Genomic DNA, 23,083 nt, shown 5'->3' with positions numbered 1-23,083 from the left:
GTGCAGCTGGCCAACCTCAAACCGTTGATCGATCTCTGGGCGACGGCGCGGCCACGGAAGTGACGAAGCACGTGACGCCGAAGTAATGCCGCGGGCGATAGCATTGCGGAGTACTGGGAGGTTCATGGCGCGGGTCATGCCTGGGCAGGCGAAAAGCATTCACGCCCGGACGACGTGATTCATGAATGCCTTGGCCGCTGGCGTAAGTTCGCCCACCGAGCGGTAAAGAAACCCGATGGGACGCCGCACCACGGGATCCACCAGCGATAGTCTCCGGATTCCTGCGAGGTTGCATGCATCTGCCGCACGCGATGGCAGCACGGTCACGCCCATGCCGGCTCGAGCCATGCCTATCGCCGTGGTGATAAGGCTGACCTCGTTGACCGGCCGCCTGGACACACTGATGGTGGCAAAGGTCTGGTCGATCAGCAGGCGCAGATAGCTGTTGGTTGCCATACCGATCAGTGTCATCGTGCTGAGTTGTCGCCAGGTAAGGTGACCAGCCCCCGCCGAAGGGTGATCCTCGTTGACCAATGCGATCAATTCATCGTCATAAAGATGGCGAAATTGCAGTTCCGCTGCGTCCGGCATGGGGCTGGCGACGCCACATTCGATTTCTCCTGTGCGCACCATTCTGATGATCTCGCGGTTCTCGGGCATGGCATCGTGCAGATCGATACGGACTGTGGGATGCAGCCGATTGAAGCTGGCGATGAAAGGGGGCAAGTAAACACCGCCCGCCGACGGCACGCAGGCCAATGAAACGACGCCGCCGCGAGGCACGGTGCCGCTGAGTACATTGGCCAACGTCTCCTTCAACTCCGTTAGCAGGCGATCGATCGTCGGCATGAGTTCACGCCCGGCCGTCGTCATGGAGACGCCCCGCGCCGTGCGCTCGAACAGCACCACCTCCAGTTGTTGCTCCAGGTTCTTGATGACGGCCGTCAACGCAGGCTGCGATACATGGAGGACCTGCGCGGCCGCGGAGAAGCTTCCCGTACGGGCGATCGCCACGAAAGCTTCCAATTGCTTGAGTGTCGTAGCCATCAGGGAACTTTATGCCTTCTTCAGAAATTCGTATTGGACCAAGGGATTTTGCGTTTTTATCATGGCCTCCCTACGCAAACCTATACATCCAATTTATATGAATTCGAACAGCGCCATTGCCACACCCACCGCAACACCTGGCCCGGCTGCAGGCAGTTGGGTGCGTCAGGACCTGTCCGGATACCGCGTCGCCAACGCGATGGTGGATGTGCTCAAGACGGCGGGCGTACAGGAAATTTTTGGCCAGAGCTGTCCCACCGCCATCTTCCTGGCAGCCGAGGCGGTGGGCATACGTCAGATCGGCTATCGCACGGAAAATGCCGGCGTGGCCATGGCTGATGCCGCTGCGCGGGTAAGCCGGCAGATTTCGGTGATCACCGCACAGAATGGCCCCGCGGCGGCGCTGCTGGTGGCGGGCTTTGCAGAAGCCAGCAAAGCGTCGGTGCCAATCCTGGCGATCGTGCAAGAGGTGCCGCGTGCCAATGCCGACAAGAATGCCTTCCAGGAAATCGACCACGTGGCGCTATTCGGCGCTTGCGCCAAGTGGGTGCGGCGCATCGACGTGGCCGAGCGTGCCGCCGAGTACACCGAGCGCGCGATACGTATTGCGACCTCGGGGCGGCCCGGTCCGGTCGTGCTGCTGGTATCGCCTGACGTGCTGAGCCAAAGCTGCTTGCCGACGAACGCCTTGGCATCGCAGGGCGACGACGCGCTGGGACGCTTTCCGCAGGATCGCATGGTGCCCACTCGAGCGCGGTTGGCCAAGCTCGCCGACGCGCTACTGGCGGCCCGGCGCCCGCTGCTCGTGGCAGGAGGCGGCATACACATTTCCGACGCCTGCGCGCCATTGGCGCGCTTGCAGCAGATCGCCGGTTTGCCCGTGGCGACCACCAACATGGGCAAAGGCGCCGTGGACGAGTCGCATCCCCTGTCGCTCGGCGTGATCGGGAATGTCATGGGCACTCGCAGCATGGGCAAGCATATGCAGTCCTATGTGGAGAGCGCGGACCTGGTGATCTTCGTGGGGACGCGCACGAACGAGAACGGCACGGCTTCCTGGTCGCTGTTTCCGGAAGGGGCTACTTATGCGCAGATCGACATCGACAGCCAGGAGGTCGGCCGCAACTATCCTTGCCTGCGCTTGGTGGGCGATGCCGCTGCCACCCTCGATGCCTTGGCCGATTTGCTGGAAGGGCGTGCCGCGGCGGTGGCAAGCGCTCGCCTTGACGAGTTGGCTGCAACGTTCGAGCGCAGTCGGCAGGCCCATCGCGAAGAGCTGGCGCCTTACGCTGAAAGCGAAGCCACGCCGCTGAGGCCAGAACGCATCATGACCGAAATAGCGCAGTCCGATGGCGACATCATCTGGGCCGCGGACGCCAGCTATTCGTCGATCTGGCTGGTGCAGTACGTGCGCAGTCTTCGAGCCGGCACGCGTTTCATCACCCCGCGGGGCATTGCGGGGCTGGGCTGGGGGGTGCCCATGGCAATCGGCGCGAAGATTGCCCAACCGCAGTCCCGCGTCATCTGCCTGACAGGTGATGGCGGCTTTGCCCATTGTTGGGCGGAGTTGGAGACGGCCCGGCGCCACGGGCTGCCAGTGACCATCGTGGTACTGAACAACGGCGTGCTGGGCTTTCAGATCAATGCCGAGGAAAGCCGTTTCGGCACCCACACGCAGGTATGCCACTTCGGTGACTTCGATCATGTGGCGATCGCTCGCGCCTGCGGATGCGACGGCATGGCGGTAAGCGACGTGGCGCAGTTGCGCCAGGCGTTGGAGGCTGCCGCGGTCAGCGATCTGCCTTTTGTCATCGACGTCAAGACCGATCCGCGCGCGTTTCCGCCTATCACCGCTTTCGAAGCGCAATTGCAGAAGGTTCCCGAATGAATAACGCGCTACACGATAACTTGCCATCGTTCGCCGGCCGCCGCGCCCTCGTGACGGGCGCAGGCGGAGGAATCGGGCGCGACCTGGCCCTGTCGCTCGCCAGGCACGGAGCAGATGTATGCGTACTGGATCTGAGTGCGGACGCCGCCGAGGCGACTGCGGCAGAGATCCGGCAGCATGGCCGGCGAGCGGCGGTACTGGCGCACGACATGGGCAGCGCTTCGGTGGTCGGCGCGATCGAAGCTGCCGCCCACGAGTTCGGCACGTTCGACCTGCTCGTGAACAACGCCGGCATTTCCCCCAAGAAGCCCGATGGCGGAAAACGCATGATTTGGGAGACGCCGGTCGACGAGTGGTGCCAGGTTATTCAGGTGAACCTTACCGGGTACTTCATGGCAATGCGGGCGGTTCTACCTGGCATGGTAGGCCGACGCCGCGGCTCCATCGTCAACATCGGCTCGCTGGCTGGCCTGCGCTACTCCCGGATCGCCGGCGCTGCCTACGCGACCGCCAAACAAGCCGTCGCCGGGCTGACGCGGCAGGCGGCCGGTGAGGTCGCCGAGTTCGGCATCCGAATCAATTGCGTCGCGCCGGGCCGGATCGAAACTAGCATGGCCGCGGTAGCGGGCGATGCATTCAATGAAGCCATACGCAAAGAGACGCCCCTGCGCAGGCTCGGGCAGCCCCTGGATATCTCCAATGCGGCGTTGTTCCTCTTGTCGGACCAGGCGGGCTTCATCACCGGCGAGTGCCTGAACGTGACCGGCGGGCGCGGACTTTAATACACATAACCAGGAGACATCCATGCATTCAATGACCCGGCGCCGTGCGCTGCTTGCCCTCACTTGCGCCGCTCTGGCGCTTCCCGCGGCCGCCTGGGCCTGGCCGGAGCGGCCCGTAAGGATAATCGTGCCTTATCCGCCTGGCGGCATTACCGACATCGTCGGGCGTTCGATCGCCGAGCGCCTCGCGGAGACCTTGCAGCAGCCGGTGGTGGTGGACAACCGCGCCGGCGCGGGAGGCACCATCGGCGCGGTGCTGGCAAGCCAGTCGCCCGCGGATGGCTACACACTGTTCATTGGCACCAGTGCCACCAATGGCACCAATCCGGTGACTTTCAAGGATCTGCGCTACCAGCCCGAACGCGACTTCGCACCCGTGGCGCTGCTTGCCACCGCCCCATTGATGATCAGTGTCCACCCGTCGGTACCAGCCAAGACTTTGCCGGAATTCATCACCTACCTGAAGGCGAATCCGGGCAAGGTGAACTACGCGAGCACGGGCAAGGGCGGATCGGTGCACCTGACCACCGAGTTGTTCGCGATGCAGACGAAGACCTCGATGGAACACATCGTCTACAAGGGCAGCGCGCCAGCGCTGAGCGATCTGGTCGGCGGGCACGTCCAGGTCATGTTCGACAACGTGCCGTCGGCCGCGCCGCTTGCAGCCACAGGCAAGGTGCGGGCGCTGGCAGTCACGGGCGCCAAGCGCGCGGCATCCGCGCCGGATGTTCCGACTGTTGCCGAGGCCGCGGTGCCTGGCTTCGAATCCTTGTCGTGGATCGCCCTGTATGCACCGGCCGGCACCCCTGCGGCCATCCTGTCCGAACTCAATGAGGCCGTGGCGAACGCGATGCGGCATCCGCGGCTGGTCGCGACCTTCGAGAAGGCCGGCCTGGAACCCGTTGGCGGCACCCCCGAGGCCTTGGCGCAATACCAGGCCACGGAGATAAAGAAATGGGGCACGGTGGTCGAGGCGATCAAGTACGTGCCCGAATAAATCCCATCATGCCGCGAACAAAATAAATCGAGGAGACAGACATGAAGCGACGTCAAGCAATTCATTGGGCGGGTGTCGTGCTGGCCGCCTTTTTGGCCGGCTCTGGCGCAATGGCCGGGGAGCCGTGGCCCGCGCGCGAGCTGAGCCTGTACGTCAATTACGGGGCGGGCAGCAGCACCGATCTCGTGGGGCGTGCGCTGGCGCAGGAAATGGAGAAGGCGCTCGGCGAACCGGTGGTCGTCCAGAACAAGCCCGGTGCGCAAGGAACGCTTGGGCCGGGCTTCGTCGCCCGGCAAGCGGCCGACGGCTATGCGATCGGCATCCTTTCCTATGCGCCGGTCGCGATTGCGCCGCACATGATGAATGTGAGTTATACGCTGGCCGATTTCGACGTCATTGCTGGCATCGGCCGCTATCGCTACGGGGTCGCGGTGCGCGCCGACTCCCCGTACCGGACTGTGCAAGACCTGGTCGATGCCGCCAAACGCGGCAACGGCGTGTCGTTCAGCGCCACAGGTGCGCCCAATAACCTGGCCTTGCTGAAACTGGGCGAACTTACAGGAGGACAGTTCGTCTTCGTGCCGATGAAGTCCGGCCCCGATGCGGTCGCGGCCGTGCTGGGCAACCACGTGCAAGCCGTGGTGCAGACCCCGAGCGACATCATGCCGTTTGTGCAAGGGGGGCAATTGCGTCTGCTGGCTTCGGTAAGCCCGGTTCGTTGGCCCGAGGTCCCTGAAACCTCGACCATGAAAGAGGCCGGCTACGACGTCGAGATCGACTCATGGACGGGTATCGCCGCGCCGCGCGGCCTGGCTCCGCAGGTGCGTCAGGCTTTGGAGCGCGCGACCTTGACGGCGGTGCAGTCCTCCGCCTACCAGGATCAAGTCCGGAAACTCGGCGTGGATCCCGCCGCAATGGACGGCGAACGTTATCGGGTTTTTCTTGAAACCGGCTACCGCGACATGGCCAAGGCTCTGAGCGATGCGGGCCTGGCCAAGGCATCAAACTGAGGAAAGCGCATATGAACGCGACATTCAAGAATGCGCCTGTGCATCCGCGCACTGCGGTAGTGACCGGGGCGGCCCGCGGCATTGGCCTGGAAACCGCTGCGCGCTTGGTGCAGCAAGGGTACCGTGTGGCGCTGGTGGATCGAGATCCCCTGGTGCGGGAGAGCGCGGCGGCGTTTCCTGAGGAAAACGTGACGGCGGTATGTGTCGACGTAGGCGCGCCGGAGGCGGCCCAGGCAGTGGCAGATGCAATTCGCCCCTGGGCTCCGCCATCGGTATTGGTGAACAACGCCGGCATATCCCCCAAGGTCAATGGCCGCTCCAACGGCTTGCTGGCCATTGAGCAGGCTGAATGGGACCTGGTGATGAACGTGAACCTTTATGCGACTTCCCGGATGTGTCAGCAGTTCATCCCGGGCATGCAGGAGCTGGGCTGGGGGCGCATTGTCAATGTGGCCTCATTGGCGGGACGTAGCAAGTCCATCGTGGCCGGCGCCACATACATGGCGTCCAAGGCGGCTGTCTTGGGACTAAGCCGGTCGATTGCGGCGCAGTTCGGTCCGGTTGGCATCACGTGCAATTGCGTGGCGCCTGGTCGGATCGATACCTTGATGGGCGGCGCCGGTGGCGCGAGACAGAATACCGACTATGCCGCACAGATACCGGTAGGGCGCATCGGCGAGGCGCACGAGGTCGCCTCGGCGATCGTATACCTGGCATCGGACGATGCGGGCTTCATCAATGGCGCGGTCATCGACATCAACGGCGGCTTCTTCATGTCCTAGGATGCGTCGCAGTCGGTGAAGCGCATGCCTTCGGCGTGCGCGTGTAGTGCCGGCAGGTTGAACCGAAAAGGCGGTGTCGACGGGGCATCGGTCTCCCAGCGCTAGTATTCACGTTTGAATAATGAAGACCCGGAGCGTGATGGATCTGGCGGATCGTGCGGCATTCCGCTGCGAGGCGACCTTTACTCCCGATGGGTCATAATGATCGCGCTATCTCGTGGTACTGCGAGACAATACCGTTCTTTCTAGTCCTCCTTCCTTCGGCATGCTAAAGACACCCCAGAGCCGTTCCACCTCATCACCGCGGCCCGCCAAATCCACGGCCAGCCGCAGCACGCTTGCCGATGAGGTTCGGGTTCGCATCACCGAAGAGATCGTCACCGGCGCCTACGCCCCAGGCGCCCGCCTGGACGAGAACTCCCTAGCTCAGAAATTCGACGTCTCCCGCACGCCAGTGCGCGAAGCGCTGCGTCAGCTGGTCGCCAGCGGCCTGGTCGAATGGCGGCCACGCCAAGGTGCGGTGGTGGCGCAGGCATCGGTGCAGCAACTGGTCGAGATGTTCGAGATGATGGCCGAACTCGAGTCCTTCGCTGGCCGGCTGGCCTCTCGCCGCATGACCGAAGCGGAACGCACGCAGCTGCAAGAGCTGCTGGACAAGGCTCGCGGCTCGGTGTCCGAGGGCAACCGCAACGCGTACCAGAAGCACAATCGCGCCTTCCATTTCGCCATCTACAAGGGGTCGCACAACCACTGCCTGATCGGTCAGGCCTGTGCGTTGTACGACCGCATCGCGCCGTATCGCGCCTATGAACTGAGCCGTGAGGGCGAAGTGGGGCGTGTGTTCGAAGAGCACGAAGCCATTACCCGAGCCATCGTTCAGCGCGATGGCGTGCGGGCGGCGCATTTGTTGAAGGAGCACGCCATGCCTGACATGGATTTGCTCGGCGACCTTATTGCCACTTCCGGGCACTAAGCCGCCCGGCTCGCCCTCAGCACTATCCCTAACCCGCCAGCTTTTTATGCTGCACTGCATTGACACGGGCGTCGGCCGCCCCTCAGAATATGCAAAATCATAAATATTGTATGCAATCGCTCAAGGGGAACTACTGCAATGCGATGCTTCACCGCTATGGCCTTGATCACCGGCGCCCTGGCCAGCGCCTCCTTCCATGACGCGCATGCCGCGTATCCCGATCGTCCCATCCGCCTCGTGCTGGGCTATGCGCCCGGCGGCTCCATCGACGCCGTAGCGCGGACAATAGCGCCCAAGCTGGGCAAGGCGCTCGGCCAGTCCGTGGTGCTCGAATACAAGGCGGGCGCTGCCGGCGTGATCGGCGCGCGCGCCGTGGCCGGCTCCGAACCGGACGGCTACACCCTGCATCTGGTGGAATCGGCCACGCTGGTCATCCTGCCCAGCCTGCAGGATGTGGGTTACGAGCCGGTCAAATCCTTCACGCCGATCGGCACGGTGGCCTCGGCCGGCATGCTGCTCGCGGCCAATCTGAAGGTGCCCGCGAAGACGCTGGGCGATCTCACCAAGCTGATGAAGTCGTCGCCCGGCGAATACAGCTACGCCACGTCGGGTGTAGGCAGCGTGGGGCACGTGGGCATGGAGATGCTCCAGATCCAGCAGGGATTGCAGTCGGTCCATGTGGCGTACAAGGGCGGCGGGCCGGCCATGACGGACGTCATCGGCGGGCAGGTGCCGCTGATCGTGTCGTCGCTGGCGCCGGCCATTCCGCAGATCAAGGCGGGCGCCATTCATCCGTTGGCCATCACCTCGGCGAAGCGGTCCTCGGCATTGCCGGATGTGCCCACGGTGGCCGAGCAGGGCCTGCCGGGTTTCGACGCCTCGGCGTGGTATGCGCTGGTCGGGCCTGCCGGGCTCCCTGCCGACGTGGTGAAGAAGGTCAACGCCGCCAGTGCGAAGGTCACGCAGGATCCAGCCGTGCGCAAGTCGTTGCAGGATCAGGGTCTTGAGCCGGTGGGCGACGATGCCTCCGCGCTTGCCGAGCGCATCGATGGCGACCTGAGGAAGTGGAAGTCGGTCATCGACAAAGCTGGAATTTCTTTGAAGTAAGCCGCGCATCGCGATGCCAACACGGGCGCCGGCATCACTCGGCGCCCGTTGGTTGCTTCGATACTGTATTCAATAAAAGCTGAATTGTATAAACATAGTTGTGGGTCCACCCCGCTGGAGGAAAGTTTTCGATGAAGCCCTTCGAAAAGCGCAACGCGTTCTTCGATCAGTTGTGCAACAACCCGGACTTGATGTGGCTGGGCCAGAACACCAACCACTTCGACCCGCCACCGGAGGTGCGGCAGGCCGTGATCGAGGCGATGGACTCGGGCATCTATCACGCCTATGCGCCGCCGCTGGGCTTCGAGCGCTTGCGCGAGCTGATCCGCAATGACCTGGGCCTGCCCGACGCCAGCGTGATGGTGACCGATGGCGGCGTGCAGGGGCTGTACGGCGTGTGCAGCCGGTTCTGCGAGCCGGGCAGCGAGTTCCTCACCACGGATCCCAGCTGGGCATGGCCAATGGCTTTTGCCAAGCGAGCGGGCGCGACGGTGGTCCAGATTCCCATCTACGATCCTTCCGTGGGCTACAAGCTGACCATCGAGCAGTTGCTGCGGCACGTCACGCCGCGCACCAAGATGATCTATCTCGTGGACCCGAACAATCCGCTGGGCACCTGCCACACCGAGGAAGAGATCAAGGCGTTCACGGACGTGGCGCGCGACATCGGCGCTTACTTCATCCACGATGCCACGTACTTCCAGTTCGCCGACAGCTTCACGCCCGCGTACCGGTTCTATCCCGAGAAGACGCTGATGATGTACAGCTTCTCGAAATGGCTGGGCCTGGCCGGCATGCGCCTCGGGGCCGTGGTGGGCGCGGCCGACAACATCGAGCTGCTGGCCGATGCGCCACCCAACAATCTGGGCAGCAACGTGCTGTCGCAGAAGGCCGCCATCGCGGGCCTCGAGGCCAAGTCGCGCTGGTTCCCCGTCATCAAACAGCGCCTGCGTCGCAATCAGCAAGTCGTGTTCGAAGCCGTATCCAAGATTCCGGGACTGCATGTACCCGTGTATCCGTCGCAGGCGAACTTCCTGGTGGTCGAGACGCTGGGCGCCGGCATCCGTCCGGAAGCTCTGGTAGCCGCTTTGCAGGAGAACGGCATCATGATCCGGCAGGGCAGCTATCACACCAAGACGTTCGGCGACCGCTTCGTGAAGATCAGCCTGACCGTGCCGGAAGCATGGGCCGACGAGCTGTGCCGGGCGCTACCCGCCGCGGTCGAGGCTGCCTCGCGCATCGAGAATCCTCCGTCCTTGTTCTGACAACGCGAACGCGCTCACATAGGTGCTGTATGAGCAAAGACAACATGAATTCCTCCGATCATCCCGCTGGCATGGTCGACGCCGCGCGGCTGGACTCGCGCATCGAAGCCTTGGGACGCATCGGCGCATACTCGCCTACCGGCGTCGACCGGCAGGCGCTGACTCCGGCCGATGCACAGGGCCAGGCCTTGCTGGTGGAATGGGCGACCGAGATCGGCATGCAGGCGCAGACCGACGCCATCGGTAATCTGTTCCTGCGCCTGCCGGGCACGGACCCGGACGCGGCGCCCGTGATGGCCGGCTCGCACATCGACACGCAGCCCACGGGTGGCAAGTACGATGGCGCCTACGGCGTGCTGGCCGCGCTCGAGGCCGCGCATGCCATCAAGGCTTCGGGGCTTGTGCATCGACATTCCATCGAGGTGGTGGCCTGGATGAACGAGGAGGGCTCGCGCTTCGCGCCGGGCATGTCGGGCTCGTCGGTATACGTCGGTGCGCGCGACCTGGACGAGACGCTGGCGGTGACCGACGCCCAAGGCGTGACCATCGCCGAAGCGTTGGCGGACGTGCGCGCTCGCATGCCGGTCCTGCCGATGCGCGGACTGCGTTCGCCGGCGGCTGCGTATATCGAACCGCATATCGAGCAAGGTCCCGTGCTCGAGGCCGCGGGCCTCAGCGTCGGCGTGGTGACGGCCATGCAGGGCAAGCTGACCTTCCGCGTCACCGTGAACGGCGAGGCGGCGCACGCCGGCACCGTGCCCCTGAGCCAGCGCAAGGACGCGTTGCTGGCGGCGGTGCGTTGCGTGGATACCATGAGCCGTAGGTTTGCCGATCCGGACGACGTCCTTCGGCTCACGTTCGGCCGCTTCGACGTCACGCCCAGCGCACCATCGGTCGTGGCAAGCCAGGTTGTCTTCTCCATCGACATCCGGCATCCCGACACCGCGCACATGCAGGCGCTGGGGTCACAGGTACTCGAGATATGCGAATCGGTGTGCGGTCCGTGCACCGCCGTTGTCGAGCCGCTGTCGGAAGCGCCTTCGCTGGAGTTTCATCAAACGATACGGCGGCAATTGGCCGAGTCGGCCAGCGTGCTGGGCATCGGTACGCTGGAGCTGCCCTCGGCCGCCGGGCACGACTCGCGCTACATGAGCGATATCTGCCCGACCGGCATGCTGTTCATCCGCTGCCGCGACGGCCAGACGCACAACGATCTGGAATATGCCTCGCCATCGGACATGGCGGACGGAGCACGGGTGCTGGCGCACACGATGTATGCACTGGCGCGCTAGGCAGAGCCCGCCCGGTAACGCCGGGCGGCCACCTTCGGCAAGCTGAAGTGCCATGCCGCCGTCACGCACCTTCCGCCTCCTCCTCCCTTCATTCGAACAGAGCAATCCCATTGACCAAAAGACCTATATGAATCCGCCGCGGTGATCCATATGCTGTATGCATACATCAGCATCCGAGGAGCACCCATGATGAAGGCGACATTGCGCGCTACCTGTCTCGGCGTATCGGTGGCTTTCTTCGTTGCCGGTTGCGCTTCGACCACCGAACCCAAGGAATCGGGTTTTCTCAAGAACTACTCGAATCTGCAGAAGCAGGATGCGCCGGGCGGCGGGTCTCGACTGCTGTATGTGAATCCCGCGTTTACTCCCGGCAAGTACGCCGCCGTGTGGCTTGCGCCCGTGGAGTTCTATCCAGCGCCGCAGCCGACCGACGAAGTGTCGATGTCGACCCTTGAAGAGATACGCCAGTACACCGACCAGTCGCTTCGGCAAAAAATCGGCCAGCAGGTGCGGCTGGTGGATCAGGCCGGACCCGGGGTGGCGCATATACGTGTCGCGATCACGGCGGTGGGCAGCGAAACCCAGGCGCTCAAAGCCTATCAGTACATTCCGATAGCGTTCGTCGTCACCAGCGCGGTGGCAGCGGCCGAGGGCGGACGGCCCAAGGATGCCTCGGTGGCTATCGAGAGCCAGGTGACGGACAGCGTAACCAGCGAACTGCTGTTCGCGTCCGTACGCGGCGGCACGGGCGAGGAGATCACTTCCGAGTCGCAGGGGCAGGGCGGCGTGCAGACGGCCAACCTCAAACCGCTGATCGATCACTGGACCACCGGCGCGGCCACGGAAGTGGCGAAGTACGTGACGCCGAAGTAGTGTCACTGCTTCGCATCGTCCGTCCCGCGCCGTGCGCGGATAGATGCGAAGGGGGCGTGCCATGGCCCACCTGCTGCTTGCCTGCCTTGGCGGCCCCGTATGCGATGCGATTCGGATGGCCGCCCGTTCACCGCCGGGTGATCACGATCTCCAGATATTCGCTGGGCACTACCACCGTCCCGTCGCCCGACCGGTTGAACCGGCTTATCTGCGCGATGATATCGCTTTGCAGCGCCGCCTGTGCGTCCGGCGCCAGCGCCGAGAACGCTTTCAGCATCGGCCCGTAGTAGGTCTTGAACACTTCCATCCAATGTTCCGGCGACCGATACCGGAACACGAAATGGCGCGGTTCCGCCTGGATCGCGGATGCATCAGGTCCGAACATCTCTTCGATGCGCGCCCGCGTGCCCCACAGCGCGGGCGATTTCGCCCCGGCAGGCGGCGGCAGGTGCTTGCCGATGGTCTTGAATATCTGGCCGATGAAGCCGTCCGGCGTCCAGTTCGCCATGCCGATCTTGCCGCCGGAGCGGCACACGCGGACCAGTTCGGCGGCCGTCTTGTCGTGGTCGGCCGTGAACATCACGCCGAAGGTGGAAAGCACGGCGTCGAAGCTGCCGGGCGCGAAGGGCAGGGCTTCGGCGTCGGCCTCCTGGAATTCGATAGTCAACCGCTCGGCGGCGGCGCGCTCGCGGGCGCGCGCCAGCAGGGCCGGCACATAGTCGGTCGAGACTACGTCGCAGCCGCGGCGGGCGGCGGCCAGCGAGGCATTGCCGTTGCCGGCCGCGACATCGAGGACTGTCTGCCCGGCGCGGACATCGAGGGATTCGCACAGCTGCTCGCCGACGATCTGCAGGGTGGTGCCGACGACGGCATAGTCTCCCGATGCCCAGGTGGCTTGCTGGCGGGTCTTGAGGGCGGCCAGGTCGGGCTGCGCATGATCCTGCGTTTGAGCGGCGACGGCGGTGGCGGATGCGGACATGGTGTGTCTCCATTAAGACGGGGGATGAGCGCCGGCGGATATCGCCGGCGCGAGGCGGAATCACAGGCAGCAGCACGAAGGCATACATGCGTCGTGCGATCCGGGCTCAAACGTAAGGCCCGCGCGTGGAGGCGGGCGTGGTAGCCGGCGTGGAATCTGACGCGGCGGCGCATCCGGGTATGCCCGAGGATGGCGCCGCCCTGCGCGTCCGCATGCTCGGCCCGATAACGATCAGCCGGGCGGGCGCCGCATTGCCTCTGCCGCCCTCGCGCAAGCTGCGCGCCCTGGTCGCCTATCTCGCGCTCGCCCCGCACGCGATGACCCGCACGCATCTGTGCGAGCTGCTCTGGGATATCCCGAACGATCCGCGTGGCGAGCTGCGCTGGTGCCTCAGCAAGGCAAGGTCCCTGCTGGACGAGCCGGGGCGTCGACGGGTGCAGGCTACGCAGGACGCCGTGAAGCTGGACCTTCACGATTGCCATGTCGACGCTCTCGAGATCGAGCAGGCCGCGCGGCAGGGCATCGGCGGCATCGGCATGGAACGGCTGCGTGCGCTGGCCGCTCTGTTCACCGGCGATTTCCTGGACGGGCTGCAGTTGAAGTCCTGCCCCGTCTTCGACAGCTGGATGGTGGCGCAACGGCGGCGATTGAGAGCCTGCCACGAGGCGGTGCTGGAACATCTGGCCGCATGTCTGCCGGCGGCGTCCGAGGAGCGCGGCGACTGCCTGGGCAAGTGGCTGCTGCTGGCCCCATTCGACCCGCGCGCGCACGCGCTGATGCTGCAGTCGCTAAGCGACCGGGGCCGGCATCGCGAGGGGGAAGAACACCTGGCTGCCACGATTCGTGCCTTCGATGACGAGGGTCTGGATTGGCGGCCCCTGCGCGACGCATGGCGGCAGTTGCGACGGGCGCCGAAGGATCCGCGGGAATCCGTGGTGGGAACTGTCGTTTCGCCGGCTGCCGATGCGCCGGACGGGACCAGGGGACGAACCGGGCGCGCTTCCATCGTCGTCATGCCGTTCGCGGACGCGTCCGCGCGCGGCGGGGTGCGGGGCGGGTTGGGGGACGGGCTGGCCTACGACATCATCGCCAGACTGGCGAAGCTGCGCAGCCTTTTCATCATTGCGCAGGGCACTGTGTTCGCGCTGGACCAGCGCAGCGTGGGGCCGGAGGAGGCCGGCAGGACGCTGGATGTGGATTTCGTAGTGAGCGGGTCGCTGCGCCGTCACGCCAAGCGCATCATCGTGGACGTGGCGCTGATCGAGTCGCGGACGTCGCGCATCGTCTGGGCGGAAGTCTTCGACCACGCGCTGGCCGATGCGCTCGTGGCGCTGGACGAGATCGGCAACCGGATCGTCGCGTCGATCGAGATCGAGATCGAATCCGCGGAGCGCAACCGGGCCATACTGTTGCCGCCGAGCTCGCTGGACGCGTGGTCGGCCCATCATCGCGGCCTGTGGCATATGTACCGGTTCACCCGGGCCGACAATGCTCTGGCGCGGCACTTCTTCGAGATGGCGGTGCGGCGCGACCCGACGTATTCCCGCGCCTATGCGGGGCTGTCCTTCACGCATTGGCAGGACGCGTTCCAGCGCTGGGGCGAGCAGCAGCCCGCGATGGAGCTGGCACTCAAGGCCGCGGGCCAGAGTCTGATCGCCGACGACCGGGATCCGGCGGCGCATTGGGCCATGGGCCGCGCGCTGTGGCTGCGCGGCGGCCAGGATGCGTCGCTGGCGGAACTGCGGCGCGCCGTGGATCTCAGCCCCAACTTCGCCCTGGGCCACTACACGCTGGGATTCGTCCATTGCCAGGCGGGAGATGCGCAGGCGGCCATCGAGTCGGCCGACCATTCGCGTTATCTGAGTCCCTTCGACCCCTTGCTGTTCGGCATGCTGGCCGTACGCGCGCTTGCGCTGGCCCGAATGGGGCGGATCGAGGAGGCCGCCGACTGGGCGGTGAAAGCCGCGATGCGTCCCAACGCTCATGTGCATATCGTCGCGATCGCCACGTTGTGCCTGGCCCTCGCAGACAGGATGGACGAGGCGCTCCAACTCCTGGCCACGCTCCGCCAGTCGCATCCCGGATACCGCGTTGGCGATCTGCTTGCCGCGTTTCGCCTGACGCCGGACGCGCAGGCATTGTTCAGGAAGGGCGCTAGGCGGGTCGGGCTGGATTGAATTCCGGTTCTACCCTCAAGACAATGTTTGTTGCATCGGAAAGGCTTGAACATCCATTGACCATCCTAGTGGATGGTACTAAGATGCCGAAATGCCTCCCCGCACACCATCCCTCGCGTCCGCGTCCAAGCCTTCCGACGAGAAGATCACCATCAACCTGGGTTACGTCGACCTCGGCCAGATCGATCTTCTGGTCCAGGAAGGCTTCTATGCCAACCGCACAGACCTTATCCGCACAGCCATCCGCAATCAGCTGGCCACGCATGGCGACGCCGTGCGGCAAGCGGTCAGCCGCAAGACGCTGGTCCTCGGCATCCAGCACTACACCACGCAGGATCTGCTCGCGGTGCAGGCCGCGGGAGAAATGCTGCAGATCCGGGTGCTTGGCCTGGCGAGCATCGCGCCCGACGTCACGCCTGAATTGGCTCTTGCCACGATTGAATCCGTGACGGTCCTTGGCGCGCTGCATGCCAGTCCCGCCGTCAAGACCGCCCTGCGTCAGCGCATTCGCTGACCTCTTCCCAGCCGCGAAGGAATTCCATGCACTTCGATTTCCAACAACTCATGCAGCAGGCCACCCGGCTTACCCAGTCGGGCGACCTGAGCGCGGCCACGGCCGCCATTCAAGCCGCTTTGAATGGCGTCGCACCCGCCGCACGCGCCCCGCGCGACGATTCCGATGTCATCGACGTCGAAGCCATCGAGATCCCCGAACCCGCACAAACGTACGACCCCGATCCGGCAATCGTCGAAGAAGTCGACCCGCCCCTGCGCAAGCCCTCCGTGCCCGGCGACACGTTTACGGCGGGAACATTCCGCAATTCGGCTGGGCATCGCGGCTACAAACTTTATGTGCCGCCCAATGCGGGCGAGAAACCCTTGCCGTTGGTGGTGATGCTTCATGGCTGCACCCAGGATGCCGACGATTTCGCTGCCGGAACGGCGATGAACGACGCGGCCCGGTCCCAGGGCTTCTACGTGCTTTATCCCGTCCAGTCGCAACAGGGAAATCCGCAGAAGTGCTGGAACTGGTTCAAGCACAATCACCAGCAGAAGGGGCGTGGCGAGCCGGCGATTCTCGCGGGCATGACGCGTTCGGTGATGGAGCAGCACGCCATCGATCCTCAGCGGGTATATGTGGCCGGTTTGTCGGCGGGCGGTGCAATGGCGGCGATACTGGCCGGCGCGTATCCCGAGCTGTACGCGGCGGCGGGCGTGCATTCGGGGTTGGCGGCCGGCGCGGCCTCGGATCTTTCTTCGGCGCTTTCGGCGATGAAGGGCACGGGTATTCGAGCGGCAACGCCGACCGGCAGCGGCGTGCCCACCATCGTTTTTCATGGAGACCGCGACGCGACGGTGCATCCGGGCAATGCTCATGCAGTAGCCGCGGCCAGCGCGGGATCATCCGCCAGTGTCGAAAGCGGGCGCATGCAGGGCGCGGGCACCAGGCGTCACAGCACGAAGCACGTATACCGGAATGCCGCAGGCGAGGTCATGGCCGAGCGCTGGGAAATTCATGGCGCAGGCCATGCCTGGGCAGGAGGTAAGGAAAGCGGCTCATATACGGACCGCACCGGTCCGGATGCCACCGGCGAGATGGTGCGATTCTTCTTCGAGCGGACATTGCGCAGCAAGAGGCCTTAGCCCATATCTCCGAGCCCCGGCGCAAACATCAGCCCCGCCGGGCCGCTTCGATCCTGGCGATATCGATCTTCGACATTGTCATCATCGCGTCGAACGCGCGCTTGGCCGCCGCCTGGTCCGGATCGGTGATAGCTTCTATCAGTGCGCGCGGCGTGATCTGCCACGACAATCCCCACTTGTCCTTGCACCAGCCGCATTCGCTGGCCTGGCCGCCGTTGTCGATGATGGCGTTCCAGTAACGGTCGGTCTCGGCCTGGTCGTCGGTGGCTACCTGGAACGAGAACGCCTCGTTGTGCTCGAACGCCGGGCCGCCATTCAGGCCCAGGCATGGAATGCCCATTACCGTGAACTCGACGGTCAATACATCGCCCTGCTTGCCTGCGGGATAGTCGCCAGGCGCGCGGTGTACGGCCTTGACGACGCTGTCCGGGAACGTCTTGGCATAGAAGTTTGCGGCATCCAGGGCGGTGCCGTCGTACCAAAGGCAAACCGTGTTCTTGCTGACCATGGTGATCTCCTCCTCGTTGGAAAAATCCCGTAGGTGGACGTGATACAGCATATTCGGCATCCATCATCGTATACGCATGGGGCCCGATCTGGAGCGCGCGGGCACAGCATCGGCCATCGTCACTTCGCAACGCTGGTTTTCCGCGGCCGGCTTTCCCGCTCCAGATATCCCAGGCACAACGACTCCAGCTGCCCCGGCAGCGCCCTGGCCAGCTTCGCCGATGCGCTGCCATCCATCACGGCGTGCATCGATCCTGTCATCGCCGCGGCGAACATATAGCTCACCGTAGGCAGATCGGCGAACTCGACAGCCTCGGCCGTGGCCAGCATGGCCGCCAGTATGGCGTGGGCGCGTTCCCGGGATTTCAGTACCAGCGGCCGCGAATCCAGTTCGCCCGCGACGGCGTACAGGGCGCGGCCTTCCTCGATGTGCTCGGTCTTAGCCTTGATGAAGGCGCGCACGACCGTGGCCACCATGGTGGCCAGCGGCTTGCCGTGTACCGACGCCGCCGCCTTTTCAATGGCATCGCCGATCCTGCCCAGGTGCCGCTCCAGCACGGCGTATAGCAGCGCCTGCTTGTGAGGGTAGTACTGGTACAGCGTGCCGACCGAGGCGCCCGCGCGTTCGGCCACGCGTATGGTCGTCAGCCGCTGCAGGCCGTCGGCCAGCAAAACCTGAATAGTCGCGTCGAAGATGGCGTCCACGGTGGCCTGCGAACGTGCCTGGCGCGGCTGTTTGCGGGGCTTCAGCGAGGGCTTGGCGGCGGTGGCCATATGCGAATTTCCAATCTGAAGGATTGTTCATATTATGGCCCTTCCGATGCCGAATGTCTCCCCTGCGGCGTCAACCATTTCAGGAGCGAAGCGAATGACCACAGCCACTCGTGCCGGTACCTACAAACTCGGCAACCTCATCGTCAACCGCATGGGCTACGGCGCCATGCAGCTTGCCGGCCCGCACGTATTCGGCCCGCCCAAGGACCGCGCCGCGGCGCTGGCCGTGCTGCGCGCGGCCATCGAAAGCGGCGTGAACCATCTGGACACCAGCGACTACTACGGCCCTCACGTCACCAACCAGATCATCCGCGAGGCGCTGCATCCGTACCGTGACGACCTCGTCATCGTCACCAAGGTGGGCGCCAAGCGGGGCGACGATGCATCGTGGAACCCGGCGCTGAGTCCAGCAGAGTTGCAATCCGCCGTGCATGACAACCTGCGCAACCTGGGCCGGGACGTGATCGATGTGGTGAACCTGCGGCTGATGTTCGATCCCATGGGCCCGGCGGAGGGCGACGTCGAGCCGCTGCTCGCGCCGCTGGTCGAGCTGAAGGACAAGGGGCTGATCCGCCACATCGGCCTGAGCAACGCCACGGCCGCGCAGGTGCAGCAGGCCAGGGGCATCACCGACATCGTGTGCGTGCAGAACATGTACAACCTGGCGCATCGCGGTGACGAGGCGCTGATCGACGACCTGGCGCAGGCCGGCATTGCTTATGTGCCGTTCTTCCCGCTGGGCGGCTTTTCGCCGCTGCAGTCGTCCATCTTGAACGACGTGGCGGCCCAGTACGAGGCGACGCCGATGCAGGTGGCGCTGGCGTGGCTCCTGCAGCGCTCGCCGAATATCCTGCTGATTCCCGGCACGTCGTCGGTGGCGCACCTGAAGCAGAACATCGACAGTGCCAGCATCCGGCTTTCGCCCGAGGCGATCGAGGCGCTGGATGGAATCGGGGCGGCAACGCAGTAAGGCAGTAAGGCGCGGGCGCGCCAACCCGAAGGCTGGCGCGCGCCGTATCTCTTACGGCTTCTTGCGGAAATCCCCCGCCACCGACGTGCTGAACGTTTCGGGCTTGAAGTGCTTGCGCAGCGCGGCGTTCACGGTCTCAGGGGTCAATGCCTGCAGCTTCTTGTCGATTTCCGCGGACCAGGCGAAGGTGCGGCCTGTCTTCAGGTAGTCGAGCCACACGCCCGCCAGCACGGCGTCCTGCGCCCGCGACAGGCGGCGATAGTTCAGCAGCGCGGCGATGCCGTCGCGCACCTCTGCCTCGGTGAAACCTTCCTTCAGCACGCGGGCCGTTTCTTCGCCGATGGCCTTTTCCAGGCGGTCGCGGTTCTGCGGCGCATAGATGGCGTAGATGGTCCAGCTGCCCGTGGGCTCGAACGACGACGCGACCAGGCTGCTGCGCACGTTGTACGACAGGCCTTCCTTCTCGCGCACGCGGTCCCACAGGCGCGAGGTCTCGGACGTGCCCAGCAGGAAGTTGGCCAGGTACAGGGCCGGGAAGTCGGGATCGGTGTCCTGCAGTTTCAGCGGGGCCCGAGAGATGTAGAAGGCGTTGGCCTTGTCGGGCGTGGCGATCTCGAACTGCTCGGCGGGGACGTCTTGGTAGGGATCGTCCAGGCGCGTATAGGCGGGGGCGCGGCGCCATCCTTCCAGGCCCTTGGCCAGCGCGGCCTCGGCCGCGGCCTGGTCGAAGTCGCCCACGGCCGAGAACTTGATGCCGCCGGTGCCGTAGAACTTCTCATGGAAGGCCACCAACTGGTCGCGCGTGAGGGCCTGCACATCGGCCAGCGCTTCCTCGAAGCTGGGCACGTAGCGCACGTCATCGGCCGGCCACGGATTGTCGTGGCGCGCCAGGGCGCGCGACGCCAGCGCACTCGGCTCGGTCATGGCGCTTTGCAGCGAGGTGACCACCTGGCGCTTGTACTCGGCCACCTCGGCCTCGGGATAGTTGGCGTTGCGCAGGATGTCGAGCACCAGCGACACCAATTCGGGCAGGTGTTCGCGCGTGGTGGACATGCTGACGCCCAGGTCGGTGCCCGAAGCGCCGAAGCTGACTTCGGCCTGCATCTGGTCGAAGCGGTCCTGGATCTGCTGGCGCGTCAGAGTGGGGGTGCCGCGGTCCAGCAGCTCGGCGGCCGCTCCGACCACCGCCCGCTGTCCTTTCAGGGTGGCGGCGTCGCCGTATTGCAGCAGCAGCTGGGCCTGCACGCGCTCGCCCCGCGTCGCCTTCGGCATCAGCGCCACCTGCACCGGCCCGCTGGGCAGGTTCAGGGTGCGCAGCTGCGTCAGCTTGTCGATGTTGGCGGGCGAGGGATCGAAGGCGGCGGCCGCCTTGAAGTCCGGGTCGCCCTTGTAGTCCTTGAAGATCTGCTCGAGATCCGGCCGCTCGCCCAGCGGCGCGCGCTGGGGCTTTTCGGTGGGCAGGTAGCGGCCTTCGGTGCGGTTGGCGCGCACCAGGTATTCGGTGGCCACGCGCTGCACGTCTTCGAGCTTGGCGTCGCGCGCGCGGTCGCGCTGCAGGAAGAACAGGCGCCAGTCGCCCGAGGCGATGGCGTCGGACAGCGCCACGCCGACGCGCTCGGGATCGTTATAGGTCTGCTGCCAGGCGGTCAGCCACTTGCTGCGGGCACGTTCCAGTTCTTCGGCGGTGAAGGGCTTTTCGCCCACCGCTTCCAGCGTGGAGGTCAGCGTGCGCAGCGCCTGCTCGGGGTCCATGTCTGCCTGAAGCTGCGCGCCGAACATGGCGGTGCCGGGATGGCGCTGATCCATGGTGAAGCCGAACACGCCCGACGCCTGCTTGGTGGGCACCAGGGCATGGTATAGGCGGCCCGAGGGCGTGTCGGCCAGGATATAGGCGGCCAGGTCGAAGGGCACGTAGTCGGCGCTGCCCGCGGCCGGGATGTGGTACATGGCCGCCACCAGCGGCGTGCCGCCGGCACGGCGCAGCGTGACCGAGCGCTCGCCATCCTGCGTGGGCTCGACGGTGTATTCGGGCGGCAGCGTGCGCTTGGGGCGCGGCAACTTGCCCAGCGTGCCCTGGATGTCGGTCAGCGCGGCCTGGGGATCGAATTTGCCCGCCACGATGAGCACCGCGTTGTCGGGCTGGTAGTACTGGTGATAGAAGGCGCGCAGCTGCCCGATATCGACGTTCTCGACGTCGGAGCGCGCCCCGATGGTGCTCTTGCCGTAGTTGTGCCACTGGTAGGCGGTGGACTGCATCTTCTGCATGAGGATGCGGAAGGGATTGTTCTCGCCGCTTTCCATCTCGTTGCGGACCACGGTCATTTCCGAGTCGAGGTCCTCCTTGGCGATGGTGGAGTTGACCATGGCGTCGGCCTGCCAGCCCAGGTACCACTTCAGGGTCTCGGGATTGGCGGCGAAGCTGGCGAAGTAGTTGGTGCGGTCCAGCGAAGTGGTGCCGTTGGCCTGCAGGCCGCGCCTGGAGAACTCGCCCAGCGCGTTGCGCAGCGTGGGCGTGCCCTTGAACATCATGTGTTCCAGCAAGTGCGCCATGCCTGTCTCGCCGTAGTTCTCGTGGCGCGAACCCACCAGGTACGTCATGTTGACGGTGGTGGTGGGCTTGGATTCGTCGGGTGCCAGCAGCACGCGCAGGCCGTTCTCTAGCCGGTACTCCGTGATGCCCTCGACCGAGGTCACTTCGGAAACGCCGTTGGGCAATTGGGCCGCGCCGGCCTGGAATGCAAGAAAGGACGAGACCAGCAGCAAAGGCAGCCGCATCGGCAGCACCGGGAGGGAAAGACGCATGTTCCTGGAGTCCTGTAGGTTGGCGGAATTCTGTTGGAGTTTATCCCCGCGGGATGGTTCAACCGCCGAAAGGAGGGCGATGAATGGCCGATGCCTCCAATCTTCCCTCAACGTCGTCCATCTTCGGGCCATGCGCGATCAATATGAAGCGATGTGCCGGGACTCGATTCTGTCACGGTCTTGTCATGGAATCATCGAAGAATGGCCGACGGTTCGCTTACACGGGGTTGAACATGAAAACGAAAAAGCTGGTCGGTCTCGCACTCTTCGGCATGGCGGGCGTCTTCGCCTCCTCGTTCGCGCAGGCGGCCGAGTGCGCCAGGGGTGAGCTCGACAAGAAGTTCTGCGACGCCAACGGCGACATGGTCGCCGACGCTCCCACCGACCCCAAGCAGTGGGTCGACCCGTCCACCCTGGTGTTCGCCTACACCCCGGTGGAAGATCCCGAGGTCTATCGCGGCGTCTGGGAAGAGTTCCTGCGCCACATGGAGAAGACCACCGGCAAGAAGGTGCAGTTCTTCCCGGTTCAGTCCAACGCCGCGCAACTCGAGGCCATGCGCGCCGGCCGCCTGCACGTGGCGGGGTTCAACACCGGCAGCAACCCCCTGGCCGTGAACTGCGCCGGCTTCGTGCCCTTCACCATGATGGCCGACAAGAAGGGCGCCTACGGCTACGAGATGGAAATCATCGTGCCGGCCGACAGCAGCGCGCAGAAGATCGAAGACCTGAAGGGCAAGACCATCGCCTTCACGTCGCAGACGTCCAACTCGGGCTACAAGGCGCCTTCGGCCCTGCTGGCCAGCACCTACAACATGCAGGCCGAGAAGGACTACAAGCCGGCGTTCTCGGGCAAGCACGACAACTCCGTCATCGGCGTGGCCAACAAGGACTACGATGCCGCGGCGGTGGCCAACTCGGTGATGAACCGCATGATCGCGCGCAACGCCGTGGACAAGTCCAAGCTGCGCAGCATCTACAAGTCGCAGTCGTTCCCCACCACCGGCTACGGCTACGTGTACAACCTGAAGCCCGAACTGGCAGAGAAGGTGAAGCAGGCCTTCTTCTCGTTCGACTGGGAAGGCACCGCGCTGCTGAAGGAGTTCAGCAAGGCCGACCCGGCGCAGGAAGCCTTCATCCCGATCACGTACAAAGAACACTGGGCGGTGGTCCGCGAGATCGACAAGGCCATGAACGTCTCGTATACCTGCCAGTGA

20 protein-coding genes are annotated in these 23,083 nt (G+C 64.8%); 15 read left to right on the top strand and 5 right to left on the bottom strand.

Going from position 1 to position 23,083, the window contains the following annotated elements:
• Positions 1-159: 159 nt before the first annotated feature.
• Positions 160-1,047, bottom strand: a complete 888-nt coding sequence (locus CAL15_RS18090; RefSeq protein WP_086079862.1) for a LysR family transcriptional regulator — start codon at positions 1,045-1,047, stop codon at positions 160-162.
• 199 nt (positions 1,048-1,246) lie between these two features.
• Between CAL15_RS18090 and CAL15_RS18085 the strand changes: the two genes are divergently transcribed.
• The 10 genes from CAL15_RS18085 to CAL15_RS18040 all read left to right on the top strand — a co-directional run bounded on the left by CAL15_RS18085 (position 1,247) and on the right by CAL15_RS18040 (position 12,016).
• Positions 1,247-2,935 carry an acetolactate synthase catalytic subunit gene (locus CAL15_RS18085; protein ID WP_332455559.1) on the top strand — a complete coding sequence of 563 codons (1,689 nt, stop codon included), beginning with the start codon at positions 1,247-1,249 and terminating at the stop codon, positions 2,933-2,935.
• Positions 2,932-3,717, top strand: coding sequence for an SDR family NAD(P)-dependent oxidoreductase (locus tag CAL15_RS18080; RefSeq protein WP_086079860.1), 786 nt, complete (start codon positions 2,932-2,934; stop codon positions 3,715-3,717). The genes CAL15_RS18085 and CAL15_RS18080 overlap by 4 nt, the downstream gene beginning before the upstream one ends.
• A gap of 22 nt (positions 3,718-3,739) precedes the next feature.
• Complete coding sequence (locus CAL15_RS18075; RefSeq protein ID WP_232468028.1) at positions 3,740-4,714, top strand: Bug family tripartite tricarboxylate transporter substrate binding protein; 975 nt, start codon at positions 3,740-3,742, stop codon at positions 4,712-4,714.
• Between the two features lie 41 nt (positions 4,715-4,755).
• On the top strand, positions 4,756-5,724 hold the full coding sequence (locus tag CAL15_RS18070) for a tripartite tricarboxylate transporter substrate binding protein (RefSeq protein ID WP_086079858.1): 969 nt from the start codon (positions 4,756-4,758) through the stop codon (positions 5,722-5,724).
• 11 nt (positions 5,725-5,735) lie between these two features.
• Positions 5,736-6,506 (top strand): SDR family oxidoreductase, encoded by a 771-nt coding sequence (locus CAL15_RS18065; protein WP_086079857.1) that lies wholly within the window; start codon positions 5,736-5,738, stop codon positions 6,504-6,506.
• A 265-nt stretch (positions 6,507-6,771) separates the two neighbouring features.
• Positions 6,772-7,479, top strand: a complete 708-nt coding sequence (locus tag CAL15_RS18060) for a GntR family transcriptional regulator (RefSeq protein WP_086079856.1) — start codon at positions 6,772-6,774, stop codon at positions 7,477-7,479.
• Between the two features lie 156 nt (positions 7,480-7,635).
• Complete coding sequence (locus tag CAL15_RS18055) at positions 7,636-8,586, top strand: Bug family tripartite tricarboxylate transporter substrate binding protein (RefSeq protein WP_157666688.1); 951 nt, start codon at positions 7,636-7,638, stop codon at positions 8,584-8,586.
• Between the two features lie 131 nt (positions 8,587-8,717).
• Complete coding sequence (locus CAL15_RS18050; protein WP_086079854.1) at positions 8,718-9,851, top strand: pyridoxal phosphate-dependent aminotransferase; 1,134 nt, start codon at positions 8,718-8,720, stop codon at positions 9,849-9,851.
• A 44-nt stretch (positions 9,852-9,895) separates the two neighbouring features.
• Positions 9,896-11,143, top strand: a complete 1,248-nt coding sequence (locus CAL15_RS18045) for a M20 family metallo-hydrolase (protein WP_232468026.1) — start codon at positions 9,896-9,898, stop codon at positions 11,141-11,143.
• A gap of 186 nt (positions 11,144-11,329) precedes the next feature.
• Positions 11,330-12,016: a DUF3313 domain-containing protein gene (locus CAL15_RS18040; RefSeq protein ID WP_232468025.1), complete on the top strand. Its 687-nt coding sequence runs from the start codon at positions 11,330-11,332 to the stop codon at positions 12,014-12,016.
• Positions 12,017-12,143: 127 nt separating this feature from the next.
• Here the strand turns inward: CAL15_RS18040 and CAL15_RS18035 are convergent, their stop codons facing one another.
• Entirely contained in the window at positions 12,144-12,995 is an 852-nt protein-coding gene (locus CAL15_RS18035) for a class I SAM-dependent methyltransferase (protein WP_086079852.1), read from the bottom strand.
• A gap of 149 nt (positions 12,996-13,144) precedes the next feature.
• Between CAL15_RS18035 and CAL15_RS18030 the strand changes: the two genes are divergently transcribed.
• The 3 genes from CAL15_RS18030 to CAL15_RS18020 all read left to right on the top strand — a co-directional run bounded on the left by CAL15_RS18030 (position 13,145) and on the right by CAL15_RS18020 (position 16,816).
• The gene (locus CAL15_RS18030; RefSeq protein WP_232468023.1) at positions 13,145-15,172 is read left to right on the top strand and encodes a transcriptional regulator; all 2,028 of its coding nucleotides are present in this window, start codon (positions 13,145-13,147) and stop codon (positions 15,170-15,172) included.
• Between the two features lie 91 nt (positions 15,173-15,263).
• A complete protein-coding gene (locus tag CAL15_RS18025) occupies positions 15,264-15,686 on the top strand; it encodes a CopG family transcriptional regulator (protein WP_086079850.1) in 423 nt (140 codons plus the stop codon).
• Between the two features lie 26 nt (positions 15,687-15,712).
• Positions 15,713-16,816, top strand: coding sequence for an extracellular catalytic domain type 1 short-chain-length polyhydroxyalkanoate depolymerase (locus CAL15_RS18020; RefSeq protein WP_086079849.1), 1,104 nt, complete (start codon positions 15,713-15,715; stop codon positions 16,814-16,816).
• A gap of 28 nt (positions 16,817-16,844) precedes the next feature.
• Here CAL15_RS18020 and CAL15_RS18015 read toward each other — a convergent pair whose 3' ends face one another.
• A complete protein-coding gene (locus CAL15_RS18015) occupies positions 16,845-17,324 on the bottom strand; it encodes a VOC family protein (RefSeq protein ID WP_086081174.1) in 480 nt (159 codons plus the stop codon).
• A 119-nt stretch (positions 17,325-17,443) separates the two neighbouring features.
• Positions 17,444-18,097, bottom strand: coding sequence for a TetR/AcrR family transcriptional regulator (locus CAL15_RS18010; RefSeq protein ID WP_086079848.1), 654 nt, complete (start codon positions 18,095-18,097; stop codon positions 17,444-17,446).
• A gap of 94 nt (positions 18,098-18,191) precedes the next feature.
• Here CAL15_RS18010 and CAL15_RS18005 point away from each other — a divergent pair, with 94 nt between their 5' ends.
• A complete protein-coding gene (locus CAL15_RS18005) occupies positions 18,192-19,067 on the top strand; it encodes an aldo/keto reductase family oxidoreductase (RefSeq protein WP_086079847.1) in 876 nt (291 codons plus the stop codon).
• 51 nt (positions 19,068-19,118) lie between these two features.
• Here CAL15_RS18005 and CAL15_RS18000 read toward each other — a convergent pair whose 3' ends face one another.
• Positions 19,119-21,869, bottom strand: a complete 2,751-nt coding sequence (locus tag CAL15_RS18000) for a M16 family metallopeptidase (RefSeq protein WP_086079846.1) — start codon at positions 21,867-21,869, stop codon at positions 19,119-19,121.
• Positions 21,870-22,102: 233 nt separating this feature from the next.
• Between CAL15_RS18000 and phnD the strand changes: the two genes are divergently transcribed.
• The gene (phnD, locus tag CAL15_RS17995; RefSeq protein WP_086079845.1) at positions 22,103-23,083 is read left to right on the top strand and encodes a phosphate/phosphite/phosphonate ABC transporter substrate-binding protein; all 981 of its coding nucleotides are present in this window, start codon (positions 22,103-22,105) and stop codon (positions 23,081-23,083) included.

Source organism: Bordetella genomosp. 13 (genome assembly GCF_002119665.1).
In the GTDB taxonomy this organism is placed as follows: domain Bacteria; phylum Pseudomonadota; class Gammaproteobacteria; order Burkholderiales; family Burkholderiaceae_B; genus Bordetella.
This window is presented reverse-complemented; position numbering and strand designations above follow the sequence as displayed.

Bases quoted from the DNA above. Each gene is read 5' to 3' on its own strand.
- CAL15_RS18090 (WP_086079862.1), bottom strand. From the start codon at position 1,047: ATGGCTACGACACTCAAGCAATTGGAAGCTTTCGTGGCGATCGCCCGT.
- CAL15_RS18085 (WP_332455559.1), top strand. From the start codon at position 1,247: ATGGTGGATGTGCTCAAGACGGCGGGCGTACAGGAAATTTTTGGCCAG.
- CAL15_RS18080 (WP_086079860.1), top strand. From the start codon at position 2,932: ATGAATAACGCGCTACACGATAACTTGCCATCGTTCGCCGGCCGCCGC.
- CAL15_RS18075 (WP_232468028.1), top strand. From the start codon at position 3,740: ATGCATTCAATGACCCGGCGCCGTGCGCTGCTTGCCCTCACTTGCGCC.
- CAL15_RS18070 (WP_086079858.1), top strand. From the start codon at position 4,756: ATGAAGCGACGTCAAGCAATTCATTGGGCGGGTGTCGTGCTGGCCGCC.
- CAL15_RS18065 (WP_086079857.1), top strand. From the start codon at position 5,736: ATGAACGCGACATTCAAGAATGCGCCTGTGCATCCGCGCACTGCGGTA.
- CAL15_RS18060 (WP_086079856.1), top strand. From the start codon at position 6,772: ATGCTAAAGACACCCCAGAGCCGTTCCACCTCATCACCGCGGCCCGCC.
- CAL15_RS18055 (WP_157666688.1), top strand. From the start codon at position 7,636: ATGGCCTTGATCACCGGCGCCCTGGCCAGCGCCTCCTTCCATGACGCG.
- CAL15_RS18050 (WP_086079854.1), top strand. From the start codon at position 8,718: ATGAAGCCCTTCGAAAAGCGCAACGCGTTCTTCGATCAGTTGTGCAAC.
- CAL15_RS18045 (WP_232468026.1), top strand. From the start codon at position 9,896: ATGAATTCCTCCGATCATCCCGCTGGCATGGTCGACGCCGCGCGGCTG.
- CAL15_RS18040 (WP_232468025.1), top strand. From the start codon at position 11,330: ATGATGAAGGCGACATTGCGCGCTACCTGTCTCGGCGTATCGGTGGCT.
- CAL15_RS18035 (WP_086079852.1), bottom strand. From the start codon at position 12,995: ATGTCCGCATCCGCCACCGCCGTCGCCGCTCAAACGCAGGATCATGCG.
- CAL15_RS18025 (WP_086079850.1), top strand. From the start codon at position 15,264: ATGCCTCCCCGCACACCATCCCTCGCGTCCGCGTCCAAGCCTTCCGAC.
- CAL15_RS18020 (WP_086079849.1), top strand. From the start codon at position 15,713: ATGCACTTCGATTTCCAACAACTCATGCAGCAGGCCACCCGGCTTACC.
- CAL15_RS18015 (WP_086081174.1), bottom strand. From the start codon at position 17,324: ATGGTCAGCAAGAACACGGTTTGCCTTTGGTACGACGGCACCGCCCTG.
- CAL15_RS18010 (WP_086079848.1), bottom strand. From the start codon at position 18,097: ATGGCCACCGCCGCCAAGCCCTCGCTGAAGCCCCGCAAACAGCCGCGC.
- CAL15_RS18005 (WP_086079847.1), top strand. From the start codon at position 18,192: ATGACCACAGCCACTCGTGCCGGTACCTACAAACTCGGCAACCTCATC.
- CAL15_RS18000 (WP_086079846.1), bottom strand. From the start codon at position 21,869: ATGCGTCTTTCCCTCCCGGTGCTGCCGATGCGGCTGCCTTTGCTGCTG.
- phnD (WP_086079845.1), top strand. From the start codon at position 22,103: ATGAAAACGAAAAAGCTGGTCGGTCTCGCACTCTTCGGCATGGCGGGC.